The sequence below is a fragment of the Alteromonas sp. KUL150 genome, assembly GCF_009811475.1.
Classification (GTDB): Bacteria; Pseudomonadota; Gammaproteobacteria; order Enterobacterales; family Alteromonadaceae; genus Alteromonas; species Alteromonas gracilis.
On sequence record NZ_BLIJ01000047.1, the window covers coordinates 28,974 to 55,595 of the forward strand.

The 26,622-nt window shown below is 45.5% G+C and carries 19 protein-coding genes; 6 read left to right on the forward strand and 13 right to left on the reverse strand.

Annotated elements, in window-relative coordinates:
* Positions 1–31 precede the first annotated feature (31 nt).
* Positions 32–3,472 carry a hypothetical protein gene (locus GVO62_RS11265; protein ID WP_159119332.1) on the reverse strand — a complete coding sequence of 1,147 codons (3,441 nt, stop codon included), beginning with the start codon at positions 3,470–3,472 and terminating at the stop codon, positions 32–34.
* A 285-nt stretch (positions 3,473–3,757) separates the two neighbouring features.
* Between GVO62_RS11265 and GVO62_RS11270 the strand changes: the two genes are divergently transcribed.
* Positions 3,758–4,750: a LacI family DNA-binding transcriptional regulator gene (locus GVO62_RS11270; RefSeq protein WP_159119333.1), complete on the forward strand. Its 993-nt coding sequence runs from the start codon at positions 3,758–3,760 to the stop codon at positions 4,748–4,750.
* On the opposite strand, the gene GVO62_RS11275 is transcribed toward GVO62_RS11270, so the two are convergent.
* From GVO62_RS11275 to hslV, 7 genes are all read right to left on the reverse strand, one after another.
* Complete coding sequence (locus GVO62_RS11275; protein ID WP_159119334.1) at positions 4,731–5,960, reverse strand: oligosaccharide MFS transporter; 1,230 nt, start codon at positions 5,958–5,960, stop codon at positions 4,731–4,733. The two genes, GVO62_RS11270 and GVO62_RS11275, sit on opposite strands and share 20 nt — an antisense overlap.
* A gap of 22 nt (positions 5,961–5,982) precedes the next feature.
* Complete coding sequence (locus tag GVO62_RS19610) at positions 5,983–8,058, reverse strand: glycoside hydrolase family 32 protein (protein WP_308469240.1); 2,076 nt, start codon at positions 8,056–8,058, stop codon at positions 5,983–5,985.
* A gap of 13 nt (positions 8,059–8,071) precedes the next feature.
* On the reverse strand, positions 8,072–9,382 hold the full coding sequence (locus GVO62_RS11285; protein ID WP_159119335.1) for a sugar porter family MFS transporter: 1,311 nt from the start codon (positions 9,380–9,382) through the stop codon (positions 8,072–8,074).
* A gap of 42 nt (positions 9,383–9,424) precedes the next feature.
* Entirely contained in the window at positions 9,425–11,140 is a 1,716-nt protein-coding gene (locus GVO62_RS11290; RefSeq protein WP_159119336.1) for a RagB/SusD family nutrient uptake outer membrane protein, read from the reverse strand.
* 26 nt (positions 11,141–11,166) lie between these two features.
* Positions 11,167–14,127 carry a SusC/RagA family TonB-linked outer membrane protein gene (locus GVO62_RS11295; RefSeq protein ID WP_159119337.1) on the reverse strand — a complete coding sequence of 987 codons (2,961 nt, stop codon included), beginning with the start codon at positions 14,125–14,127 and terminating at the stop codon, positions 11,167–11,169.
* A gap of 338 nt (positions 14,128–14,465) precedes the next feature.
* Entirely contained in the window at positions 14,466–15,794 is a 1,329-nt protein-coding gene (gene hslU, locus GVO62_RS11300; RefSeq protein ID WP_159119338.1) for an HslU--HslV peptidase ATPase subunit, read from the reverse strand.
* Between the two features lie 82 nt (positions 15,795–15,876).
* On the reverse strand, positions 15,877–16,401 hold the full coding sequence (hslV, locus tag GVO62_RS11305) for an ATP-dependent protease subunit HslV (RefSeq protein WP_014950969.1): 525 nt from the start codon (positions 16,399–16,401) through the stop codon (positions 15,877–15,879).
* A 301-nt stretch (positions 16,402–16,702) separates the two neighbouring features.
* Between hslV and GVO62_RS11310 the strand changes: the two genes are divergently transcribed.
* Positions 16,703–17,323: a DUF1294 domain-containing protein gene (locus GVO62_RS11310; protein ID WP_159119339.1), complete on the forward strand. Its 621-nt coding sequence runs from the start codon at positions 16,703–16,705 to the stop codon at positions 17,321–17,323.
* On the opposite strand, the gene GVO62_RS11315 is transcribed toward GVO62_RS11310, so the two are convergent.
* From GVO62_RS11315 to priA, 3 genes are all read right to left on the reverse strand, one after another.
* Positions 17,320–18,060 carry a hypothetical protein gene (locus GVO62_RS11315; RefSeq protein WP_159119340.1) on the reverse strand — a complete coding sequence of 247 codons (741 nt, stop codon included), beginning with the start codon at positions 18,058–18,060 and terminating at the stop codon, positions 17,320–17,322. The two genes, GVO62_RS11310 and GVO62_RS11315, sit on opposite strands and share 4 nt — an antisense overlap.
* Before the next feature lie 85 nt (positions 18,061–18,145).
* A complete protein-coding gene (locus GVO62_RS11320) occupies positions 18,146–18,724 on the reverse strand; it encodes an SPOR domain-containing protein (protein WP_159119341.1) in 579 nt (192 codons plus the stop codon).
* Between the two features lie 148 nt (positions 18,725–18,872).
* Entirely contained in the window at positions 18,873–21,062 is a 2,190-nt protein-coding gene (priA, locus tag GVO62_RS11325; RefSeq protein ID WP_159119342.1) for a primosomal protein N', read from the reverse strand.
* A 430-nt stretch (positions 21,063–21,492) separates the two neighbouring features.
* On the opposite strand from priA, the gene rpmE reads away from it, so the two are divergent.
* Positions 21,493–21,705, forward strand: coding sequence for a 50S ribosomal protein L31 (gene rpmE / locus GVO62_RS11330; protein WP_014950975.1), 213 nt, complete (start codon positions 21,493–21,495; stop codon positions 21,703–21,705).
* 97 nt (positions 21,706–21,802) lie between these two features.
* Here rpmE and GVO62_RS11335 read toward each other — a convergent pair whose 3' ends face one another.
* Positions 21,803–22,120, reverse strand: coding sequence for a hypothetical protein (locus GVO62_RS11335; protein WP_159119343.1), 318 nt, complete (start codon positions 22,118–22,120; stop codon positions 21,803–21,805).
* 597 nt (positions 22,121–22,717) lie between these two features.
* On the opposite strand from GVO62_RS11335, the gene GVO62_RS11340 reads away from it, so the two are divergent.
* Positions 22,718–23,953: a malic enzyme-like NAD(P)-binding protein gene (locus tag GVO62_RS11340; RefSeq protein WP_159119344.1), complete on the forward strand. Its 1,236-nt coding sequence runs from the start codon at positions 22,718–22,720 to the stop codon at positions 23,951–23,953.
* A gap of 168 nt (positions 23,954–24,121) precedes the next feature.
* Here GVO62_RS11340 and metJ read toward each other — a convergent pair whose 3' ends face one another.
* Positions 24,122–24,454, reverse strand: coding sequence for a met regulon transcriptional regulator MetJ (gene metJ / locus GVO62_RS11345; protein WP_159119345.1), 333 nt, complete (start codon positions 24,452–24,454; stop codon positions 24,122–24,124).
* A gap of 160 nt (positions 24,455–24,614) precedes the next feature.
* On the opposite strand from metJ, the gene metF reads away from it, so the two are divergent.
* The gene (metF, locus tag GVO62_RS11350) at positions 24,615–25,502 is read left to right on the forward strand and encodes a methylenetetrahydrofolate reductase (RefSeq protein WP_105932193.1); all 888 of its coding nucleotides are present in this window, start codon (positions 24,615–24,617) and stop codon (positions 25,500–25,502) included.
* Positions 25,503–25,721: 219 nt separating this feature from the next.
* On the forward strand, positions 25,722–26,606 hold the full coding sequence (locus GVO62_RS11355; protein ID WP_159119346.1) for a virulence factor BrkB family protein: 885 nt from the start codon (positions 25,722–25,724) through the stop codon (positions 26,604–26,606).
* Positions 26,607–26,622 lie beyond the last annotated feature (16 nt).

Consider the following 26,622-nt stretch of genomic DNA (forward strand, 5'->3'; position numbering starts at 1 on the left):
CACATCTCTGTGATCTGCTCATGGCTTATATTTACGGATTCTTTGTGAATCTCTGAAGATCAACTATTGAAATATTGTGCTCTCGTGTATAAACCCCTATCGGCCTTTGACCAAGGTCGTATAGTCTGAAGCTGAGCGCCCTGAAATCGTTGATGTAAACCGTTCCAAGCCCTGCTTCTGGGTCTAACCACACATCAAGTTTAACGTTAGAGGTAAGGTCCATAGGTACTGCGACTTGCGCATCTAGACTTCCGGAACTTACTTCTTCACCGTCACTGACCGCAGGTAAATCAGCAGCTCTAAACTGGTCGGCCAAAAGATAAGGTAGCGCTGTATCTGTACCGTCATCTGAATGTTGATCTATCAATCTGATAACGGCGGTCTGTCCTATAAGATCACTGACATCCCAGGTTGCCCATTCCATTCGAAACTTATCATCCGCCGTTTTTTCAGCATCAACACCTGACTGGCTACGCACTACTTCTCCGTTTACCAACAAGACAACGGCGGTTGCATTAGCGCTGTCAAACGGGTTGGAACCACCGCCAATTAAGAAGTTTATGTAGGGTTTGGTAATTTCAAAAGACGGGGAGTCTGCGCTTCCGGTTGCCCCAAAGCCAATCCAGCCAAGGGCAGTTCCGTCTTCCTCAAAACCGTCACCAAAGCTTGAAAATACCCTTTCACCCACGTTGTTAGCGACATCACCGCCCCACCAGCCGCCATCCAGCTTCACGAAATCGCCAGTGACGTTTGTGAATTCATGCCCAGACAATGTCCCGTGCTGTCCGCAGCAAAATTCAAACCCCGCTATATTTTGTTCAGGATCCTCTGCTCTGACGAAAAGCGACTCACCTTCAATGGCTGGAGTAGGAGTTACGCTCGCACCACCCGTTGGAGGTGTGTCACCAAAATAAAATGATGCTTTATTGCTGTTGGTGTCAAATTCAAGTCTGGCCACCTGCTCACCTTCTCCTTGAGAGGGGAAGTAAAGTCCAAATCTACCGCCTGATGCTTCACTTCTTACCGTCATCGACAGGCGATTTTTTTCGCCCAATGTGTCCAACGTAAAAGCAGAGGATGACATCAATGAAATCGGAGCAACACCTGATACCGAGCCCTCCTGTTGCTGTATATCGGTAGAGATAGGCTGTGCAAACTCCGTTTTGTAAGAGTGCGGAATCATCACACCTAACTCACCAGAAGAGGTTTGATGTAATTGATGAATCGCCAAGTCGCCGCCAAACGTTCCCACATCGGCATTAGTTCTGGTAATTTTATGAGGTATCCAGCCGAACATAAGCGTCGCTTCTTCTGAAGATGCTGTGCGGCCAGCATAATAAAACTTGCCATCAAGCGACGCATAGTTTGCCAGCTCCCACCCAGCACTCGTCTGATGCAAATACTTGATATCCCTTTCGCCGTCATTCTGATCTGAAAACACCATGAACTGATTGTCGCCAAAATCAATCCAATCCGGCACTTCAAGGTTAAGTGGCGTATTCATCATAAACAGGGGGGCTTGCGCTGCCCAAGTTACAAGATTGTCAGAAGTATACAAGCCAATTGCCGCTTGCCCTTCAAAGCGCGTGGTAATAAGCATCCAGTAGTTATTGGTTTCCTCATTCCAGAATACTTTGGGGTCACGGAAGTCAAAATCGCTATATCCATTACTTCCCGTAAAGGTATCCTCTGGGATTTTAGTAAAGTTTGTAAGCGTGTTGTCTGTCGCCACGGCATGCATTGTTGCTTCCACTGGATTGAAGTCAGCATTATGGCCCGTAAAGAAAATATGCGTCTGACCCTCTGCATCTTCTACAACACTGCCTGAGCCCGTCCACTGGTCTTGCGTATTGGTATCTCCAGTAGCTTCAAGCACCCGCTGGGGAAAGCTAGCCTGCTGAAGGTCGCTCGTTTTAGTGAGATACCAATCATGAAATGCGGTGTCTATTAAATAATAAATGTAGAATTCACCATCACGGAAATACGGATTTGGGTCGGCCATTACCAAAGGTAAAGACACATCATGACCTTCTGGCATACTCACCAAATCGAGTTTGTTTGGCTCTACTGCCGCAAAATCGGCAAGCCTGACCTCATCGAGCATGATGAAGGCGAGACTTCCATCATCTTCTCCTTCGTGCTGGTCAATAATCTCCAGTACAGCGGTCTGCCCTTGCAGTGCACTCACATCCCACGTGTACCAGTCAAGCTGCGACTCTAGTCCATTTCCTACGCCCTGACGCACGATTTTGCCATTAACTCGTAACACCACTGCCGTTGCGTTATCAGTGCGAAAGTCGTTGGTACCGCCACCTACTAAAAAGTTTAAAAATTTATGGCTGATTTCAAAAGGAGGCGTGCTTAACGTGCCGGTAGCTTCATCGCCAATCCAGCCAAGTCCGGTGCCGTCTGCTGAAAAACCATCTCCGCGGCTGGAAAAGATTCGCTCGCCCTGATGGTTGACAATATCAGCAGCCCACCAGCCACCATCAAGCTTGTCCATGTCGCCCGTAGCCAAGAAATCGTGATTTGCGTAGGTGTTAAATTGACCACAGCAGAACTCGAACCCAGCGATATTCTGGCCAGGATCTGAAACACGTCTAAATGCAGAGACTCCCTCCACCTCTGGTTCGACAGAAATATTTACCGACGTTAACAACTGACTGCTTGCTTCTGGAAGGGCGGCCGCTTCATCTGAGATACGAAACTCATCAGCCAATAAATAAGGTAAAGCAGTGTCAGATTTATCATCTGGGTGGTGATCGATAAAACGAATTTTCGCGGTCATACCAAGATAATCGGTCACATCCCAGCTGACCCATCTCATACTCATAGCTGTATCGTCACCGCTAGCCTGTAACACTATTTCGTCATCAACAACCAGCGCTACCGCCGTGGTGTTAGATTCAGACACACCATTTGCGCCACCACCAACAAGAAAGTTTATAAATCGTTCGGATATTTCAAAGGATGGACTATCCATCGTGCCGACTGCACTAAATCCTATCCAACCCAGTGCCTCGTCACTACTATCGAATCCATCGCCAAAGCTTGAGAAAACCCGTTCTCCGATCACGCCTGCGACATCGGCTCCCCACCAGCCTCCGTCTAATTTGTCGAAGTCGCCGGTCACGGTTTCAAATCCGTGTTCAGCGTATGTATTATACTGGCCACAACAGAATTCAAAGCCCGAGAGCACCTGTTGACTATTTTCGGGGTTGTTAAAAAGAGGTTGACCGGAAGTCTCTGGGTTGTCTGTGATAACGATATCTTCATCAGGCTCTTGCTCTTCGGGAGGATTCCCACCGCCAATGACATCAGAGGGGCTCTGCCCTTCCTGTAAAATAATTAGCTCTGCCTCAACCTCATTTTTATCAGTATCACTATCGGAGCATGCTGAAAGAGATGCACTTACCACTAAAATGAGTCCTGATAATTTCCACCCTCTGTTAGTGGGTTTTAATATTTTCATGGTTTTCCTCCATAGCCCCCTGTAAGGCTATGTCCGTTTACTTTTAATTGGTTATGTCAAATTCGTACGGCTGTTCTTTGACATTCTTTTTGGGTTTCCATACAAATAAACAACGTTGTCTTTACGATATTAATGTCAGCTGCACATTAACTCAACATTTTTTTTACATTTTTATGAGGTTGATAAAAATCGTCTCGGCTATTACCAGTTTATTCAAAAGTGTGATAAAAGTGATAAGCGTTAGCACATTGATATTGATGACAAATTTTTTGGGAATAATCTGCTATGGTGACGATTAAAGACGTAGCTGCACATGCAGGCGTCGCATTCAAAACTGTTTCTAGGGTAGTGAATAACGACCCTACAGTTAAACCCAAGAATAGGGAGAAGGTGCTTAAGGCAATCGAAGAACTCGGATATCGTCCCAATCGCGCAGCACAAATGACCCGTCGTAAGAAATCTGGCGTTGTAGGCTTTATTGCAGATGAGCTACTAAGAGTACCTTACACTTTTGATCTTATTAGGGGGGCACAGGATCTTGCCTGGCAGCACAATAAAGAGCTGATGGTACTCAACGTAAACGTGAATAAGTACAGTGTTGAAGGGGCCGTAAACCATCTTTTTGAGCACCGAGCAGAAGGCATTATTTATGCGGCGATGTACCATCGAGAAGTTCGGCTACCGTCTCAGTTTTCAGAAGTTCCCACCGTGCTAGCTAATTGCTACGACAGCGATGGTAAATTTCCCTCTATTGTACCCGACGAACAAGAAGCCGCGCGGGAAATTACAGCGAACATGCTGAGCAAAGGCTACAAGCGTATTGCTTTTTTGAACCTAAACGAAAATATTATTGCTGCCAAGCTTCGTAAAAAAGGGGTTGAGCAGGCGTTTGCTGACGCCAAACAAAGCTCAGACAATCTTGTAATCGAATCCGTTATTATTGGTAACGAGGGTGAAGAACGCTCTATTACCCGTCAGCGCGCAGCGGAATTAATTAAAGATTTTAAACCTGACGCAATTCTCTGTGGTCAGGACCCAATGGCCGTGGAAGTCTACTTTGTGGTTCAATCTCTTGGCCTTCAGGTTGGTAAAGACATTGGAATAGGCAGCTTCGATGACTGGGATATCATCCCTTCTCTTTTACAACCAGGGCTAACAACCATGGCACTTCCTCATTACGAAATGGGTAAGTGGGCATTTAATTACCTGCTTACAGAAAGAACAGACAAGACGCGCGAAACCGCGCGTTTTTCTCTTGTCAGCCGTCAGTCGTTTTAACCGTTACTAACGTTTCAGGCTTAGCATTTTCCAGAAGCCAAAAAGAAACGACAAGGTTAATCGTGACCGCACTGCCAAGGAGCAAGTAAGCATCTGCGAATCCCAGTGTGTCGTATAGCTCCCCAACTGGCGATGAGAGAAGGGTTGTCACTACCTGAGTGAATACGTGAAAGCTACCGAGGTAAATCGTCGCCGATAACCTTGCGTCAAAATTCGCTACAATGTACTTGAAAATCGCGACTAATAAGATCGGAAGCTCTAATGCATGTAGCAATTTTACCAGTGAAATGGACACAGGGTCTGCAACCAGACCAGAAGCCAACATTCGAATGGCCATGATGGCCCCACTTAACAGCAAACCCTGTTTTGGACCTATTCGATTGACAATATAAGGAGCAACAAACATCATCCCTGCTTCAACGAATACTTGGAGTGAGTTCAAAAAACCGTAGAACCTGTTTCCTTCCTCTGGCGAGGCAAATAACGATGCAAAATAAATAGGGAATTGCTGATCGTATATTTGATACAGGCAGGATACGCCCATCACATACACACTCAAGCGCCAAAACTTCTTCTGCCCAAAGAGCGCCCATACGTCTCTTAAATTGACGTTACTGTTTGAAGACGACGCCGTGCTCGCAGATTTAGGCAACCAGAATAGACAGATGACAAACGCCAGTCCACTGATGCTTGCTAGCGCAAAATTCAGCCTGGGGTCAACATTAAAAAGACCTCCAGCAATGAACGTCGCGCTTGCCCAGCCTAGCGACCCCCATAATCGGGCTTTACCAAACTCAACATTATGTTGCCGACCAAGCCTTTCAATAAACGCTTCAAGCGTTCCAACCGCGGCACCAAACGATAACGCACTATACACAGCGCCCACTACAGCACCAAGATAAAAGAAAGACGCGAGCAACGGCTGATAGACAAAGATAAAGAAAGGACCCACACCAGCCATGAGGATACCTAACATAAACAATAGCTGCTTGCCGGTTCCCAACTTGTCCTGCAGCACACCATAAACTGGCATTATGAATAAGGCAGCCATTGCATTGATCGCAAAGACGACGCCCGTCTCCCTTCCGGTTAACCCAAGGGTTTGGTTTAGCCATAACGGAAAGAGCGAATAGCAAAACGACCAGGTCAGGAAAAACGCAAAAAACGTTAACGCGGATGACCAGTATGCTGAGTTTGACTGCCACTTCATAATAATTCCCTAGGCGTTTTACCTAATTAGAAGACCACACAGAGCCTAAGCGCTCAATAGATACTTGATGCAATGATTGACTATCAGGTCCTACTCGCAGCGTTTCGTAAACAGACTTAGGAAATACCAGTGCTGTCATTGTGGTAGTGCCATCGTTAATGAATAGTTCCAATGATGACCGGTCGACAATTATTGTAACGTTGTAGGAGTCGCTTGTTGTTGCTAACTCTGCCTTCTGCACTTTTCCAAAATGCTCACTAAATGATGTTTCTCCAGAATTACTTCGGTTTAGTAACACCTTCGATTGTTGATGATCTATTTCAATATCAACAAATTCACCGCTTTGGTTTTCAAGTCGAATCAAAAGGGGTGAAGGCGAATTTCCCTGAACTTCAAAAGAATAGCGAAGCGCCGATTCCCTGCCAGTGTTATCTAGAGAAGAGAGGCTCATTGCTTTTCCTGCCACCAGCAGTGACGACTCAGTAGAAGCTTCAACCAATTTATCCACTTCGTCTACCAACTGACTACGGACACGAAGTCCTTTGCTAGTTTTAACGAGATGCAGCGTGCGAGGCAATGTCATCGCACTACGCCACATTTCCGTTGGTACATCATTAGCGTATAACCAATTGCTCATCCAGCCCATGAAGATATGACGTGCTTCATCGCTTTCTGGCGATTTAAAAAAAGTTACCCCTGCATAATTGTCTGTACCGTGATCCAGCCAAATAGCGGGCTCTATTCGATTTGTTGCAGGCTCGCTCGCAAACACAATATCGTCAATGTAAGTGTGTCCCCAGCTTTCGGACTCGTTATCGATAATTCTCAAAAATGCAGATTTACCTTGCCACTGACTAACATCCCAGCTCGCATAATGGAGCATTTCTCGGTTAAGGCCTGTTTCAGATTTTACTATATTGCCTTCCACCACGAGTTGAACGCCAACCCGGTCTGGATGATGGCCGCCACCAATTTTAAAGTTGATATAAGGTTCAAAGATGGTGAACGTTTCCGACGTCAGTGTTCCTTGCGCACGATCTTCATCTGCAAAACTGTTTACAAGATAATCACCAGAGTAACCAGAGGGGGGCGGCTGGTTGGCATGTCCCCCCATAGTGGGTGCATCAGCAAAGGCATTCCCTTCTTGCGTCCACTTGTCAGCTCCATCTTCAAAATTATCGAAAACCGTGCCTTTTGGAAAATTAGCCACAGTAGGTGAGAGCTCGCTTTGCCACTTAGCATCTAATACGAATTTTTTGCCGTCAAAATCACCAACAAAGTATTGGGTTGCCGAGCCTCCATTTGGGCCGCCTGGCGATATACTTACCAACAATACATATCTAGATTCATCAGTTCCTTCGACAGGCAATAGCAGCAGTTCCGGGCACTCCCACACACCGCCATGGCTGCCTATATCTTCACCAAATGTGCTTTCTAACGACCAGTCAATCAGGTTATCTGAACTGTAAAAACCAATATGATCTTTTTGTGCTAGCACCATCACCCACTTTCCTGACGGTTCATGCCACATGACCTTCGGGTCGCGAAAATCTTTTATGCCCGGGTTGTCAATAACAGGGTTATTAGAATACTTTTCCCATGTTCTCCCCTTATCTAAACTGTAAGCAAGCGCTTGGGTTTGAAAGTCAATTCTTCCCTGTTTCTCCATTGACGCATTGTGATAGGTATACAACGCTACAATAGGGGGATTAGCTTTGCTTCCCAAGCCACTGGTGTTCTCGACATCGACGACTGCACTTCCAGAGAAAATGGTGCCAAGCTCATCAGGGTAAAGCGCTATTGGTAACTCCTCCCAATGCATGAGGTCCTTACTCACAGCGTGCCCCCAATGCATAGGACCCCAGATGGAGGCATCGGGATTATGCTGAAAGAATAGATGATACTCGCCATCGAGATAAAACATACCGTTGGGATCATTCATCCACTTTTCTTTCGGTGAGAAATGGATCTGGGGACGAAAAGCTTCGTTGCGAGCGGCCTCGACCATAAGAGTCGAGTCCTCGGGAAGTGGACTAATTTGATTCATGGAACATCCAACAAGAGCTGAAGAAATAATAAGACCTAATAGTGTTTTCATATTTAAAATGCCTCTATTTTGATAACGCTGCAGACACATCCTCAAGCGTTTTCCCTTTCGTTTCTGGCATCATGAATCGAACAAAAATAAGCTGTAAGAACATAGCAAATGTGAAGAACGCGAAGACCTGGCTGGCAGAAAAGGCGGCTAATACCTGAGGCATTAAAAGCGCGATCAGCGCAGCAAAAACCCAATGTGTACCGCTTCCCAATGACTGTCCTTTAGAGCGCACGGAATTGGGGAAAATTTCTGCAATAAAAACCCAGATAACGGCGCCCTGCCCAACCGCATGAGACGCGATGAATACGAACACTGCGCCAACCACAATGGTGCCGCTAACCTGGCTATTGAAAGCCCATGAAACGGTTGCTAAAGACAGGATGTAACCGATAGAGCCAATGTACATTAATGATTTTCGCCCAAGCCTATCTATCAGGCTTAATCCAACCATCGTAAATACAAGATTGACTAATCCGACACCCGCTGTGGAAAGCAATGCGGTGCTGCCATCTAAACCCGCCATATCAAACACGCGTGGTGCGTAATAGATGATAAAGTTAATACCTGATAGTTGGTTAAATGCAGCAAGTAAAAAGGCAAGCATCACCGGAAGTCGAAACTCAGGTTTAAATAAAGACTCTCTTTTACGCCCTGCCTTATCAGCTTTTATCGCGCTGATAGTTTGTTCGACACCTTCACTCTGTAGCGATAAAAAGACCTCTCGAGCACGGGCTTCGTCATCGCGATGCAGCAACAACCAGCGAGGACTCTCCGGTGCTTTCAGTACCATTAGGAAGTAGATCAATGCTGGCACGGCTTCAACTCCTAGCATCACTCGCCAGTCATCAACAATAACGCCCGAGAGCAAATAATTTGAAAGAAAAGCGATGAGGATCCCAAATACTATTTGAAATTGGTAGGTTGCGACTAGCCGCCCCCTGATTTTGGCTGGTGCAATTTCAGAAATGTAAGCGGGTACAGCGATTGAAGATACCCCTACTCCTAAGCCTCCGATAAACCGAAGAATGGCAAAGGTATACGGATCCTGAGCGAGTGCTGAACCTATAGCAGAGAGTAAATAGAGGATGCCAATAAGGACTAACGTCTTTTTGCGCCCAAGCCTATCGCAGGGCCAGTTCCCCATTAACGCGCCAATCACCGTTCCCCACAGTGCAGAAGACATGACGAACAACCCATGGAAAAGGGGCGTAGTGTCCCAAAGTGCTTGAATGGATTGGTCTGCTCCAGATATCACTGCGGTGTCGAAGCCAAATAAAAATCCGGCTATTGCAACAGTGAGTGACCAGTAAACTATTTTGTTCATGATGTATATTTTTACCTCTTAACCACTTTAGGAATACCGGGCTTAATAGCCCGGATTCTGTATATAAATTCCGCCACTCAAATTAATCTGCTGATTAGGGATTGGGAGGTATTCATGCTTATTTTTTGTAAATGCAGCGTCTTCCAAGTAGGGCTTTCTGCCGCGCTCGGTAGTGAGGTATTCATCAATGGTCTCTTTAGCTACGCCCCAGCGAACCAAATCGAAAAATCGATGACCTTCTAGCCCTAACTCAACGCGCCTTTCCCAGCGCAGTGCCTGCCTTGCTTCTGCTTTGCTGGAAAATGTGTCGTAAGTGCCAATACGGTATAAGCTCGCATCGTTTAATCTCGCCGTGCTGGCTGCGGCCCGCTCTCTAAGACGATTGATAATCGGGGTTGCTTCTTCCCAGCGGTCAAGCTCTATCAGCGCTTCTGCTTTCCACAACAATACATCGGCATAGCGTACTAATACGGTATTGAGAGAGAATATCGGAAAAGGACCGTTCTCACCCCGGCAGTCACACTCAGGGTGTTCTAAGTCTTTCATTCCAGTGTAATTGCCATAGATACCTGGTGCCCGTGCCCAGCTGTCGCCACCATGAATAAGGTTAGGGTCGTACTTAAATGGCTTGCCTTCCATCGCCACTGTATGGTCGAGCCGAGGGTCAACATGGTCATTATTTACGTTATACACACTGTCATTGAATGTGTTGAAGCGGGGCAGACCCGAGTTATCGGTCTTAAACGCGTTAACGAAGTTTTCTGTTGGAACGTGGAAACCACAGCAACCAAAACCGCCTGACATTGGCGCATTCAACGCGCTAGACCACGAACCTCTTCCGTCAGGACTGCCATCATTCAATGAACGCTGAATAGCAAATACAGACTCCTTTCCATTCTCAAATTCGATAAGAAAATTCTCTGCATAATCGTCGTAAAGACCATACTGTCCACTGGCTTCAATACTATCCACCAAGCTGACTACTTCTTCGAGTTTCTGCTGATTGATACTCACCACATTGTGCAATTCGTCTTGCTCGTACGCCTGATACAAAAGGGTTTTAGCTAAATAGGCTTTGGCTGACAGTGCGGACGCCCGGCCGACATCCTGCTGAACATCTGGCAGGCTGTTCGCGGCAAAACGAAAATCTGCTGCGATCTTGTCCCATAACTGCTGGTCTGTGAGATCACGGTTCGTCGTCGCTAATACTTCCTCTTGAGTCATTGTTTCATCAATCCAAGGGATATGCTTGTGATGGATTTTCAAATCGAAATAAAAGATAGCTCTTAAAAAACGTAACTCTGCCGCTTTTTCATCGGCACCTGGTAATTCACCAGAAGGCGTCTCTGCAATAACCTTAAGTGCTGCGTTAGCTCTCGAAATACCGGTATAGTTACGGGTCCATTTCTTGTTATTGAGATCGATCAAATCAGGTGGGAATGACTCCATATCCGGCACTAAGGGCTCGTACATTGAAAGTGCGTGGTAGGCGAAGATATCCGAAGGACCGTTTCCACCTTTGTGCGCATCACCAGCACGCAGGTTGCCTGTCGGCCACAGATAATTAGGTGCTGTATAGTGATCATTGCCAAGATAGGAGTACGTGGCGATAACCAAAGCATCTATATTCTCAGTCGTTGCTACCTGGTCTTCAGTGAGCACTGCTTGTGGTTCACTGTCCAATTCATCGCTTCCTCCGCAAGATACGACTGAAAGCGCAATCAAGCTTGTTGTCAAAAGTTTGCTTATATAATTCATGTGTCTTTATCCATTATCCTGTTAGCTTAAAAAGAGAATTCCAGCCCGAGAGTAACGCGGCGGGGTACAGGAAAAACTTCATTAGGAGTTTCAGGATCTTCACTCAATGTGCCATCAGGCGTGATAGTCAAAAGATTCTGAGCCTGCAAATAAATGCGAGCATCGTTAAGGCCTAAGCGTTCGATGAAATCTAATGTAGGCGTGTAGCCAACGCTGATATTGCGAAGTTTCAGGTAAGTGCCTTCCTCCCAGAAAAAGCTAGACTGACGGCCCTCCCCATTGTTATCAATCAGGGTAAGAGCAGGGACATCGCTGTCTGTATTTTGAGGAGTCCAGGCATCAAGCGTTCGTGCACCATAATTTGAGCCAATGTTTAAGGAAGTAAAATCGGTGAATAGTCGCCAGTTGTTCCTTATCTGTCCTCCTTTAACTCCCTGCCAGAACATGTTGAAGTCCCAGTCTCTATATTTAAACGTGAAGTTCATTCCATAGATAAAATCTGGATCCGTGTCTGCAAAGAAGTCTTGGTCGTTCTCATCAATAACGCCATTACCATCTAAATCTTGCCAACGGATTCGACCCGGCGCTGCGCCCGATTGTGTAGCATGTTCATTCACTTCGTCTTGATTTTGGAATATACCATCTGCTACATACCCATAAACTGAGTTAATTGAACGCCCCAAGATTGTTTTATCTTGTCCATTTCCCCCAAAGGAATTCACGACATCTTCAGGCAAGGCTGTAACGGTGTTTTCAGCAGAAGATATATTGAAGTTGATATCTACAAGCAACTCGTCTTCCAGCAAGCCTGTATCTATCCACTTTTCATATCCAAGCACCAATTCAACACCAGCATTTTCAATGGTGCCGCCATTGACCCACTTTTGTGCCCCTTCGCCAAGCGTTGCAATTGGTTGAGTGAGAGTAAGAATGTCGCGGGTTTCTTTTTTAAACCAATCTACGCTTCCATAGACCGTTCTCTCAAACAATTCGAAATCTAAGCCGAAGTTAACCTGGGTTGATGTTTCCCATTTCAGATCAGAGTTGCCAGTTTGCGCCCGAACAAAGCCGGATGGTAATGTGCCGCCATTTGCGCCGGTAATGTCGTATGCCGTGCCCTCATCTTGCTGGTTTGTGAAAAGTGACTGGGTCGCATAACGGGGTATATAGGTTGTAACCGTCGCATCAGTAGGAATTTCCTGATTACCGGTTTCCCCCCAGCTTCCCCTGAACTTTAAGGTGTCGATAAAATCAATATCGAAAAAGTCTTCGTTGCTGACAACCCAGCCCAATGACGCTGCTGGAAAATTACCATACTCATTAGCATCACCAAATCTAGACGACCCATCTCGGCGAATGGTGAATGAGGACAAGTAACGGTTGTCATAGTTGTAGTCCACGCGTGCGAACTGAGAATCGAGAGACCAGTTGTCTCCTTCGCCTTCTACTCTTACATCCGACGTAGCCTGTGACAGATAAGCGAAAGAACGGTCATCCGAAGCGAAGCCTGACCCAATGCCGCGAGATAATTCACGCTCATAATTAATTTGCTCAACCCCGGCTAAGAAATTGAACTTGTGCAGGTCATCAAGTACGAGTTTGTAAGTGGCTGTAGCGCCAGTAATGATGCTTTGATTCCAGTTGTCTTCAACCGTTAATCTGTCTGCACCGCTTAGTGAGCCAGCGGTAAACGCACGAGTGAAATTTCTAAAATAAAACTGACTGTAATCAACCCCTACATTTCCCCTAAGCGTTAAGTTTTCAATCGGTGTGTACTCAACAAAAAAGTTCGCCATGAGTTTATTGTAGGTATGACCGTTATCACGATTTTGCTCGATTATTCGAACCGGATTGTCTCTGTCAGTAATTCCAGGCACCGGCCCACCCCAGCCTCCTACATCGTTGTAAACGGGAACGATTGACTGCTGCTCAATTGATAGTCCTAGTATCTGGCCCGCTAGGTCATTGATAAGGTTAGCTTGCTGATCAGTGATCAAAAATGTCTGACCGACTTTTAATTTATCTTCAACAACGACATGTTCAGAATTGACTCTGAAAGCTAATCGCTCGAACTTGGAACCATCTACGATACCCTCGGCCTCAAAATAGCCCAGTGATGTATAGAACTTGGAAACGTCATTGCCGCCTGCCACCGAGAAATTCACATCAGAGACTTTAGAGGTTCTTGTAACTTCATCAAACCATCTAGTATCGGCGGGGCGTTGAACACCTTCTGGATCAGTAAAGGTAGGCAGAATGACCGAATATAATTCGGGATTTTGAAAATTTTGATTCCAGTCAAATGTATAAAGCGGGCTCGCTGAATTAGGGTTTGACCCGTCATTGACTGCCGCCTGCCACACTACGGCACCACGCTCTAACGTGTTGAGTGGCTGTAGGTCATAGTCATAATCTTCAATACTCTGGTTGTATCGGAAGTTAAAGTCCAGGCCATCGTGACCTTTCTTTGTGGTCACAACAATTACACCGTTTCCAGAGCGAGCCCCATAAATACTTGCAGCGGCCGCATCACGTAACACCTGTACATCGGCAATATCGTTGCTATTAATTTCGTGTAGACCAGACTTTGTTGGAATTCCATCGATAATGTAAAGCGGGTCATTGTTGCCAAGAGGTCCTAGTCCCTGACCGCGGATCCTCACGGTTGCTGTCGAACTTGGATTACCTGTGGTGGTGATTTGTAAACCAGGTACTCTTCCCTGAAGATTTTGCATAATGTTGCCGGCAGGCAAATCAATCACGTCTTCGATGTCCACTGTGGCTATTGCCCCAGTTAAATCTTTCTTCTCGACGGCGCTATAACCGTAAGAAATCTCTATTACTTCTACTTCCTCTGGCAATTCCGAATCATCAGACCCAGCCTCTTGAGCTTGTAACGACGTTGCCATTAGCATCAGTAAAAGTGGAGTAGGCTTTATAGCCGTCCTTAGCTGACGTGTTAATGGATGCAATGTGTAATTTTTCATATCGCGCCTTGATTGTTGAAGTGGTGTAATTTCAAATAAACAACGTTGTCTTTTTAGGTTATACTATTTATGTAAAGTCTGATCAACAAAAATTTAACAAGAGGTTTTACACGCCAGGTCGTTTTCAATTGAGGCTTATAGAAGTTGGTATGCCGAAAAATTTTGCAGGAGGGCAACATTAAAATGTTATATAGCAATATGAAGACAAGATTTTTAAATGAAAAATAAAAAGCCCAGAGCATATTTCTGGGCTTAAATACTCTATTTTCAAAAGCTCACTGGGTCATGTTACACCCGATAGGCTTTTTAGCTGAGCTGTTTGCGAGCTCAAAACTGCATTACAAAATAAAGCGCGACAGGTCTTCGTTATCCACCAAGGTTTCTAGGTGGCTGTTAACGTAATCTGCATCAATCACGAATGACTCACCGCTCTTTTCAGAAGCGTCAAACGAGATGTCTTCCATAAGGCGTTCAAGCACCGTGTGCAAACGGCGGGCACCAATATTTTCAGTGCGCTCATTCACCTGCCACGCTGCTTCGGCAATACGCTGAATACCCGAATCATCGAAGCTGATATCAACCCCTTCGGTTTTCATTAGCGCAATGTACTGGTGCGTTAACGACGCATTTGGCTCAGTAAGAATGCGTTTAAAGTCACCGACTTTAAGGGCAGAAAGCTCAACGCGAATAGGCAAACGGCCCTGAAGTTCAGGAATAAGATCTGACGGCTTGCTCATTTGGAAAGCGCCCGAGGTAATAAACAAGATATGGTCAGTTTTCACCATGCCGTGCTTAGTTGATACCGTTGAACCTTCCACAAGTGGGAGTAAGTCACGCTGAACGCCTTCGCGAGATACGTCTGCAGACGAGTTACCTTCGCGCTTACAAATTTTGTCAATTTCGTCGATAAACACAATGCCATGCTGCTCTACCGACTCAATGGCCTTTTCTTTCAAGTCTTCTTGGTTGACAAGGCGCGCCGCCTCTTCCTCAATAAGCAGCTTGAAAGCTTCCTTAATTTTCAGCTTCTTCTTTTTCTTCTGCGAACCGGACAAGTTTTGGAACATGCCTTGAAGCTGGTTGGTCATTTCCTCCATGCCTGGAGGCGCCATAATTTCTACGCCCACCTGCGGAAGTGCCACATCGATTTCAATTTCTTTGTCGTCTAGGTCGCCCTGACGAAGCTTCTTGCGAAATGCCTGACGTGTACCGCGATCTTCAACGTTTTCTTTATTGCCCCACGCATCTTCTGGTGGAGGCAATAAAACATCTAAAATTCGCTCTTCCGCAGCTTCTTCTGCACGGAATTTCACCTTTTTCATTTCGTTTTCTTTCGTCATCTTTACCGCGATGTCGGCAAGATCACGAATGATGGTTTCAACTTCTTTACCTACATAGCCCACTTCAGTGAACTTTGTTGCTTCAACTTTGATAAAAGGCGCGTTTGCTAGCTTTGCTAAACGGCGAGCAATCTCAGTTTTACCTACCCCCGTAGGACCAATCATTAAAATGTTTTTTGGCGTGACTTCTTGACGCAGCTCTGGTTCAAGCTGCATACGACGCCAGCGGTTTCGAAGTGCAATAGACACTGCGCGCTTGGCATCTTGCTGACCGATAATATGACGGTCTAACTCGTGAACAATTTCTCTTGGTGTCATTTCAGACATGAATAAACCCTTATCTAACAAGTACTCGCTTTACCAGTTTCAAAGCTGTGGCAGCGAGCTGATAACAGCGTTACGCTATTACTTAGTAATCCAGTACATCAACCGTTTGGCTATGATTAGTGAATACGCAAATATCGCCAGCAATGGTCAGCGCCTTTTCAGCAATTTCTTTGGCGCTCAGTTCAGTGTTTTCAAGTAGTGCCGTAGCCGCAGCTTGCGCGTAGTTACCACCAGAGCCAATCGCAATAAGATCTTGTTCTGGCTGCACGACATCGCCGTTACCGGTAATAATAAATGATGCAGTTTCATCTGCTACGGCAAGCAAGGCTTCTAACTTGCGCAGCGCCCTATCAGTCCGCCAATCTTTGGCAAGCTCTACCGCCGCTTTGGTTAAATGGCCTTGGTGGGCTTCAAGCTTAGCCTCAAAGCGCTCAAATAGCGTAAATGCGTCGGCTGTACCACCCGCAAAGCCCGCTAAAATTTTGTCGTGGTATAAACGGCGCACCTTGCGCGCATTACCTTTCATCACGGTGTTGCCCAGTGATACCTGTCCGTCACCGGCCATTACCACTTGATTCCCACGTCGTACAGATACAATCGTTGTCACGTTAATTCCCCGTTTAGCTGGGCGCTACTGCATTATATGTGTAGCTTTTTGCCTCACTAAGGCAGCAGCGTAATAATTCAATAACAAATAAGTGGGGGGAGGCGTGTTAATTTCAAGGGTAAGAGTGAATAATGTGCGCTCAAAGCTTTCTGCGCTAGGGGCTTAGTGCAAAGGTTATCTATTGAATGCGCTATTTATTGCATACATACTCTCATCAGTTTTGCCTGTGGTTATTTGAAGAAATGTCCAAGCAGTAAAATGAAGTTGTAGTAGCGACACGAATAGCAGTAAAGGAAGGGTTATGAAGTATCAGGGAAGAATTAAGCAGTGGGATGATGTTAAAGGTTTTGGTTTCGTCGAGCCTAACGGCGGTGGTATAAGAGCGTTTGCTCACATAAAGGCATTTAAACAATGTTCCAGGCGCCCCATCAATGGCGATATCATCATTTATGAAATAGAGAAAGATAAGAAAGGTAGCCACCGCGCTCACAACATTAGTTTGCTGAAAGATTACAAAGCAAAACGCTCTAGCGCTAATAAGCATACCTCACACACAAAGCGAAACGTTATTCTATCAAGCATATTTTGCAGTGTAATTGCCTTGCTAACATTGTGGGGTCAGTTACCTGTTGTAGTATCGATTGTTTATGGAGCGTTGAGCTTAGTTACCGTGCTCTTTTACGGTATTGACAAATTTGCGGCAAAAAACAACATGTGGCGAATTTCAGAGGCAAAGCTGCACTTATTGAGCTTAGTAGGAGGCTGGCCTGGCGCATTGATAGCTCAGCAATTGTTTAAACACAAGCGCAGCAAATCGGCATTTATGAGTGTTTATTGGATAACGATTGTGGTTAACCTGATTGTGCTCGGACTAATTGTGTTTGAAGTTATTGATGTACAGGCAATCATGATTGAAATTTAGCGAAATCGATACTCTTCGATTTCAAAACCAAAACCACTTTCATGGCCCTCTACATAAACCCACCCTTCATTTGGTAAACGTTTATGCTCATCTTGACTTAAGCATAAGCGACCATCGGAAAAGGTTACGCTCTCTTGTAGCAACAGCGAATGTCGACAGTGTTTAGAACCGCTTCCTTTCTTATAAGCTATTTTTCGCTCTACCTCTTGTTTATGGGACGCTAAATGCAGGGTGTAGGGCAATGCCGTATCAACAAAACTCGAGCTTAAGAAAAATACCAGAAACGGCATACCGAAAACTGTTATTTTGCCGCGGAAATCTTTAGTCACGAATTGCGCGTGTCGCTGATCGATATAGATAGAGAAGTAAAAGAGGGCACTATAAACAACAATGAGCAGTAGAATGGCCCATGTTGAATTGTCTAGCCATGCATTAATCACTAGAAAATCATTAAAAACTGTTATGAACATTGCGCCAATAAGTACCAAAAAGGTAACGTTTGAGATGCGTGTTATCAGGTGTAGTTCAGACCATTTAGGTCGAGTGAAATGCTCATCTTGATGGACGCTATCCGTATCATCCTCAGACGGCAACATTGCTCGCTTTGAAGCGAGCTGTTTCTTCGCTGCCTGGTAGCGCTCTGGAAAGGCCTCCTTATCGATATTTTCTAGAACGTCCTCAAGCTCTTCTATGCTATAAGCCGCGTAGTCGGGTTGCTCATTAGTGGCAATACTCATTTGAACTTCCTTGTAAATGCATTCCTTACATACACCCTATTTCTGCGCTTTATGCTACGTATTACATGTTACCTAATATGAAATGCTATAAATTCCAGTACCAAATTTGGCAAGTCGCTATGTTCACTTTACGCAGACTGTGCTTCGCTTTTTCCGCATCTCTTTTCGACTCGTAAGGGCCTAAAATAACGCGAAACCATTCGCCGTTGCTGCCAGAGCTTTGTTTAATCAACGCTTCTAAACCTTGAAACGCAATTTTAGCTTTCATCTCTTCAGCCTGAGCACGTGTTCTAAACGAGGCGCACTGCATTAAATAACGCTTATCGGATTTTTCCTGCTCTTTTACTTCTACTTCAACTTCATACCCTGGCAGAGTTTTTATGTATTCCCACTCTTCTTCGGGCAATTCAGGCAATGACTCTTCCGTTGGTGCAATGGGGCGCGATACTTGTGTATCTACATCTTCTTCAACGTTATCTTTGATTGACCATAAAAAAACACCGAAGCCAATCACAAGGGCAAACACACCTACAATTCGAATAATGGGGAGCTTTGCGGCTACCGCTCCGTTTACCTGAGCGTTTCCAGCAGGCTTTCGTCCCTTTGCTGAAGACTTCTTTTTTTGGGTAGAGCGTCCACGAGAGACATAATCGCGTTGGGCCATAGTCGGCAATATTCCTACTTGTTATCGTTGTTCGTATTCGTAAGGAAACGTCGTAATTCAAATTTGACTAAGGTTCAAATTTGGCAAAGAAAAGTGTTTATCACACCTTCCACTGAGTAGAAATTTTAACGTATTGCTACTCAACAAGCTAACTGAAATCGGTAGGATCTATATCTATTGACCACCTTACCTTCATTGCCTGTGGCAACGCCTGTAGAAATGGCAGTGCCAAACGTAGCGCGTTATGAAGGGGCGCTCGCTTTTCATGGCTGCATACCAGCATAAACCGAAATCGGCCTTGCCGCTTTTCAATCAAACAGGGAAACGGACCGTTTATTTCAACGGCGTGTTGTTGATTGAATACCTGTTTGCATTCTCTCAAGAAGTGATAGGCCAAACTGCTGTCGCTGGCTTCGGCACGAATAACGAATTGACTTGTAAAGGGTGGAAGCCCTGCCGCTTTTCGCTCCATTAGTGCATGTCTAGCAAAATGCCCGTAGCCATTGTGCACCAAGTCTTGTAACAGCGGATGGTGAGGATTTAGGGTTTGCAGCCACATCTCCCCCGGTTTGCTAGCGCGTCCTGCCCTTCCCGCAAGCTGCGTAACAAGCTGAGCAAGCTTTTCTGGCGCTCTAAAATCAGCACTAAACAAGGCGCCATCGCAGTCTAAAACCGCGACTAATGTTACATGCGGAAAATGATGACCTTTTGATAAAATCTGAGTGCCAACCAGTAGCTGATACTCTTGTCGGTTTATTGCATCAAGGGTTTGGTGAAGCTTGTCTTTTCCCCGCACGGTGTCGCTATCTATGCGCACTTGTTTAACGCCAGGAAATAGGTTTGAAAGGCCTTGCTCAACCTGCTCCGTTCCAGTTCCAGCTGTTACAAGCTCAGGATGGTGACACGCCTCGCAGTTCGACGGCATCGAACGCATACCACCACAATGGTGACATTGTAGCCGGTTTTGTGATTTGTGAACGGTATAAGGGCGCTCACAACGCTTGCACATTACGGTTTCACCACAGTGATGACATAGCAGCGCTGGCGCATAGCCTCTACGGTTTACAAATACTAATACCTGATTACCTGCACTGATATGTTGACGCATAATGGTCAACAGGCCTTGCGAAATACCATAATGAATCGGCTGATCACGAGCATCTAAAACGTGCTGGTGCGTACTTCTCGCGCCGCCAGCACGCTTGGTCAACTGTAAGTGTGCATAGCGACCAGTTAATGCATTGTTTAGCGTTTCAAGTGCCGGAGTGGCGCTACCTAATAGAAGTGGAATGTTGTGCTGCTTGGCGCGCATAGCAGCAAGATCCCGCGCGTGATAACGCAAGCCATCTTGCTGCTTGAATGACTCATCATGCTCTTCGTCTACAATTAACATGCCGGGGTTGTTTAGGGGAGTAAAAATTGCCGAACGTGTACCTATGACAATACCGAGCTCGCCAGCCTTGGCCCGCTGCCAAACGTGCAGCCGTTCTTTATCAGAAAGCTGAGAATGCAAAACACCCACGGCTATACCGAACCGCTTTTCAAAACGAGACACCGTTTGCGGCGTAAGTCCGATTTCTGGCACCAGAATAAGGACCTGCTTACCCGCACGCAACAAAGGCTCGATAGCCTGGAGATACACTTCTGTTTTACCGCTACCGGTAACCCCTTCAAGCAAACTCACCGCGAAGTTGCCTTGCTGACGGTTAAGCGCGGCAATAGCAACTGACTGCTCAGTGTCTGGAATTGGTTTTTCAGACAGTGATAAAGAGGCAAGCCAACTGCCTGACTTCAATTCAGGTGCCACTTCTTCGATACTTGCCAGAGACTTTTCGACGAGCGCTTTGACTGCAGGTGCTCCATACTGCTTGCGCGCCTGCGAGGCTAATAAGGCACCACCAGCCAGAGCCGAAAAACAGCCTTGTTGTTTAGGAGCCCGCGATAACGTGTCTGCAGCCGTTTGCTTACCTTCTTCGGTAAGCATTAGCATATCTTGCGGTGTAGGGGCCGCCGACTCACCTTTGCGCAGTAAAACAGGCAACATGGCGTGTAAAACTTCACCCGGCGCATGATGATAATACTGCCAGAGCCACTGGGCCATTTTCAGCAACGCATCATCTATAACAGAGTTGTCGTCAAGTACCGACTCGATGGCCTTTAGCTTATCGGCATTATCAATTTTACTTTCAGGTTTTTGCAGTGTTTCAACGACCACACCCACTAATTTGCGTGGACCAAAAGGTACAACCACCCTCACGCCCGCACTTAGTGCGCTGCCGTGGGTATATGTGAAAAGTTGGCGCAGTGGCACTGGCACGGCAACTTGGATAAAGGCCATTGCGAACGTTCTACCTTATTTGATGACTTTTACAGCGCACACTGCGCTTACCGAACTCTTAATAATGGGCTACTTATATTAAAATCACTTACACGACTAGGCCTATCTGCTAAGCCTAACATTGCAGAAATTTGCGCTGCTCACAGCACAATTTATTACTCGCCCGTATTGCCTTAGTCTTGTACGACAAATATTTAAACATACTTTACGGTTAAGCATGAAAGGAATGTTTTGGCTTGGCCTTCTTGTGTCGCTTCCTTGTTTAGCAATTAGTCAAAAACCGCTTGATCAAGCCCCTCCCATCCTTTATCATGCGCCGCTCTTTTTGCGATAGGCTGTTCTTTGAACGACTTATCATTTGAATTAAGTAACGTATGGTGTGCGACTTCGGGTTGTATAGCGATACGGCCTTATTATGTGAGGTAACCCAATGAAACAAGATATCCACCCTAAATACGAAGAAATCACAGCAACTTGCTCATGTGGTAACGTAATGAATATTCGTTCTACGCTTGGTAAAGACATCAACCTAGACGTATGTTCTTCATGTCACCCATTCTACACTGGTAAGCAACGTAACGTTGATACTGGTGGTCGTGTTGATCGCTTCAAGAAGCGTTTCGGTGCATTGGGCAAAAAGTAAGCCTGATATCGAGTTTGAAAAAGCGCCTTTATGGCGCTTTTTTATTACTTAAATTATTTCTATTTTGATGGTTTATACCAAGCAGCGTCACTTGAAGTTAATGGAAGCTATCTCGCCGCGACAGATGCTTTTCCCAGTCACCCCTACTGCTACTGTTACAAGCCTCTTCGCTATCAAAATGAATGGCTTGTGCCTCCGATTTAACTGAGTCCAAGGCAATATTCACTTCATTGATGAACCAGGTATCCCATCCGCTACTTAGCGCCTTTTTTCTTGCTTGCTCAGTTGTGAATACCGCCACTACCTGTGGCGTTCTCCAGTGACCAGTATGAGTTAGCCAAACAAAGCCATTTTCACCTTGCTTCGCCGTTTCACAAACATCGGTAAGAACGGCAATTAATTTTCTTTCTGTCATTTGGTAACTCTCCGTGGAGCGTTCACTCATAAAAGTGAGCATTCGCATTAGTTTTTATGTCATGTTACCAGACAAAATAGGCGCCTAAAAAAGACGATGGTTTTCACCATACAATGCTGAAGACGCTTGGATATCGCTGAAACAAACATTCTATTTAGTCGCACTCGGTCAACGCAACGTTAAAACCCACGCTCTCTCAATAGATCAACCGAATGAAGCAGCCGGTCAAAATAAATAATATGAATGCCAATTATAGCGGTATTTTACTGGTCTAATTAGTACGTCTCACCTACATTGGTAAATGAGAATTCTGATCAGATATGTACACAGTAATTAGCTGTGTTAGAGTTGCCAACGGCATACTAATAGTGAGTATTAATTCTGTGAATAATAGCTCAATAGTAGCCTTCTGGCGCTTTAGGTACGACACACATCGTTCAGTACTAACTCTGGCGCTAGCAATTGATTATAAGACGTTTTTAACTGCTTAGTTGTATTGCGCTCACGTTAATTTATCTATACCTACAACAACAATAAAATAGCGACAGACCGAGGGCAAAACACCGATGAACCCTACATTCAAGGATACCATTTTACATGTCAGATTTTAGACAACGCGCACTCGATTATCACGCTAAACCTACCCCTGGAAAAATCCGCGTTGAGCTGTCCAAGCCTGCCGATAGTGTCGATGACCTTGCTCTTGCCTATAGCCCAGGCGTTGCCGAGCCGGTCAGAGAAATCGCTGAAGATGCCGACAACGCTTATAAATATACGGGTAAAGGTAACTTGGTTGCCGTTATCAGTAACGGAACCGCTATTTTAGGGTTGGGGAATTTAGGACCTCTGGCATCGAAACCTGTAATGGAAGGCAAAGCCCTGCTGTTTAAGCGCTTTGCGGGGCTTGATGCTATCGATATTGAAGTAAAGCATCGCACTACAGAAGAGTTTATCAACACTGTTGCCAACATTGCTGATACCTTCGGCGGAATTAACTTAGAAGATATTAAAGCGCCAGAGTGTTTTGAAATTGAGCAAGAGCTTATTAAGCGTTGCAAAATTCCGGTGTTTCATGACGATCAGCACGGCACGGCTATCGTAACTGCAGCAGGTATGCTTAACGCGCTAGAGATTCAGGGTAAAAATATCGAGAGCGCTAAAATTGTATGTATGGGTGCAGGGGCTGCCGCGGTTGCCTGTATGGAGCTGCTTATTAAGTGTGGTGCTCAGCGCGAGCGTATTTACATGCTTGATAGAAAAGGCGTCATCCATACTCGTCGCGAAGATTTAACTGAACACAAAAAGCTCTTTGCGAATAATACCGACAAGCGGACGTTAGAAGATGTTATGGAAGGCGCAGATATCTTTGTTGGCGTATCAGGACCAGATGTTTTGCCACCAGAAACACTGGCGCTAATGGCTGAAAACCCAATTGTATTTGCCTGTTCAAATCCAGACCCTGAGATAAAACCAGAACTGGCTCATGAGGTGCGCAAAGACCTTATCATGGCCACAGGTCGCTCTGACTATCCGAATCAGGTGAATAATGTTTTATGCTTCCCGTTTATTTTCCGGGGCGCGTTGGATGTTCGCGCAACGGCAATTAACGATGAAATGAAAGTGGCGGCCGTAGAAGCTCTTCGCAGTATTACCAAAGAGCCTGTTCCCGAGGAAGTATTAGCGGCCAGTAAAAGCGACAGCCTGACGTTTGGTAAAGAGTATATTATTCCGAAGCCGATGGACCCTCGCCTTTGTGAACGCATTGCAACTGCAGTTTCTAAAGCAGCAATAGCGTCTGGTGTGGCACGTTTGCCCGAGAGCGCAAGCGAATAAAATTCAATCTTTTTGTCGTTGAAAGCTAAGGTTGCTAAGCGCAGGTTTTAGCTTCTCAACACAGGCTGTAAATTGCTGATATAACACGCAGCAAAAAGCGGTGCCTTTAGTGCGAAATCATTTCACAGTAAGGGCGCCGCTTTTTATATTTTAATTAGAAGGTAACGATTAGTCGTCTTCGGTTACGTTGTTCTCGAAACTTGGGTCAATCCCCATCTCTTCCATAATACGTCTAGCTTCTGCCGGGACGCGGTTAAGGTTGTCTTTACGCAGATCATCATCGTTTGGCAAAGGCTGCCCAGTAAACGCATGTAGAAATGCTTCACAAAGCAGCTCGGAATTAGTCGCGTGACGCAAATTGTTTATTTGACGGCGGGTGCGCTCATCAGTCAGAGCTTTGAGTACATTAATTGGGATAGAGACAGTGACTTTTTTTACTTGTTCGCTTTTTTTGCCATGCTCTGCGTAGGGGTGAATATATTTGCCATTCCATTCTGCCATTGTGCTAACTCGGTCTACTCTTTTTATATTATGAACAGAAATTCTAAACAAGTTCACGAAAAGGTCAATTGAGCAGTGTAAACCTCTTGACGTCTAGACATATATTCTTTAATTTAGACGTCTAAACGTCCATAAGAACATATTTTTGAGAGAATAAACCATGGTTTCGTACGCGCAAGGTATCGATGCATTAAACCAGTCCCTGTCGGAACTGCGTGATATAGATGTATCTTTTGAATTTTTTCCGCCTAAAACGGAAGCCATGGAGCAAACCCTTTGGAAATCGGTCGAGCGTTTAGCGCCGCTAAAGCCCAGCTACATGTCGGTAACCTATGGTGCAAACAGTGGCGAACGCGACAGAACTCACGATGTTGTTAAACGCATTCAGCAGCAGACAGGCGTAGCCGCAGTTCCTCATTTAACCTGCGTCGATGCGAGCCGCGATGAGCTTAAACAAATTGCTAAAGACTACTGGGATTCAGGTATTCGCCGTATTGTAGCGCTACGGGGCGATTTGCCGCCGGGAGTAGAAAAAACAGAGATGTATGCCTCTGACTTAGTTGCACTTTTGAAAGACGTTGCCGATTTTGATATTTCGGTTGCTGCTTATCCTGAAAAACACCCCGAAGCGCCTAATGCCCAATTCGATTTACTCAATTTAAAGCGCAAAGCAGAGGCTGGCGCTACGGAAGCCATCACGCAGTTCTTCTTCGATACTAGCGTATTTTTGCGATTCAGAGACAGAGCCGCCGCCGCTGGTGTAGATTTAGATTTAGTACCGGGTATTTTACCCGTAACCAACTACCAAACTTTGGTTAAGTTCGCAGGTTTTACGAACGTACACGTGCCTGGCTGGTTACACAAAATGTTTGATGGCCTTGATGCTGATGACCAAGCTACTCGTAACCTTATTGGTGCAAACATTGCTATGGATCAGGTTAAAGTGCTGGCAAAAGAAGGGGTAAAGCACTTCCACTTTTATACATTGAACCGCAGTGAACTCAGCTATGCTATCTGTCACATGTTGGGTGTGCGTTCAGGTGCGTAAAACCAATCCGCAAAGGTAGTCACTTTGAGTGGACGAAACATGCAGACGAGAAGGCGCAGCTAATGCGCCTTTTTTGTATAAAGTTTATATTAAACTTTTGCCAGCGAGGCCGCCCCCAGTTACCATTCAAATAACAAGTTATGAACTATCGATACCCATGGGTCTTAAAATCAAGCCCCCCATACTCCTTCTTTATAAGGTATCGTCAGGAGAAGTTGAGTGGATTTAGACAAGGTTAAAACCTTATATAACAATGTTACCCCTCAGATGAGAGAGCTTTTCAGCATTTTCATAAAGCGCTGCAAAGAAGATAATATAACTATCTCTGCCGGCCATTTAGCTTATGTAACGTTGTTATCTTTGGTGCCATTTATTATGGTGACCTTTACCATCATGTCTGCGTTTCCCGCTTTTGCGTCTGTGCGCAGTAAACTTGAGCACTTTGTTTTTAGCAATTTCGTGCCGACGGCCAGCGATGTAGTCCACAAATACATGACCGACTTTGTGGGAAATGCTTCTCAAATGAGCGCCATTGGTATTTTGTCGCTTTTGGTCGTTGCGCTCATGCTAATATCAAACGTAGACAAAACGCTTAACCGAATTTGGCGCACACAAAGTGACAGACCGATTGTATATACCTTCGCTATTTATTGGATGGTAATCACCCTTGGCCCCATGCTTATTGGCTCTAGCGTAGTAGTCAGCTCTTATTTAACCGGTCTTGCGGCATTTACCGAAGAGTACACACCTGGGCTTGGAACATTTTTATTAAGTCTCGTGCCCAGCGGCGCTGCCCTCCTCGCTTTTGCCATTTTGTATATGGTGGTCCCAAACAGACGAGTTTATGCGCGACATGCCTTTGTTGGCGCTGTTGTTGCCACTATCGCTTTTGAAATAACGAAGTCTGGCTTTGCGCTCTACGTCACAAACTTTCCATCATATGAACTGATATACGGTGCTCTTGCCGTCGTACCCATCCTCTTCTTGTGGGTCTATCTATCATGGATAATCGTATTATTCGGTGCAGAGTTCACCTGTAGTCTAGGCGAAGCCTTTGAGAACAAAAAAGCGGAAAATGAACCTCGCAAGGTACCTAAAGAGTAGTACGTCGTTTCACGAT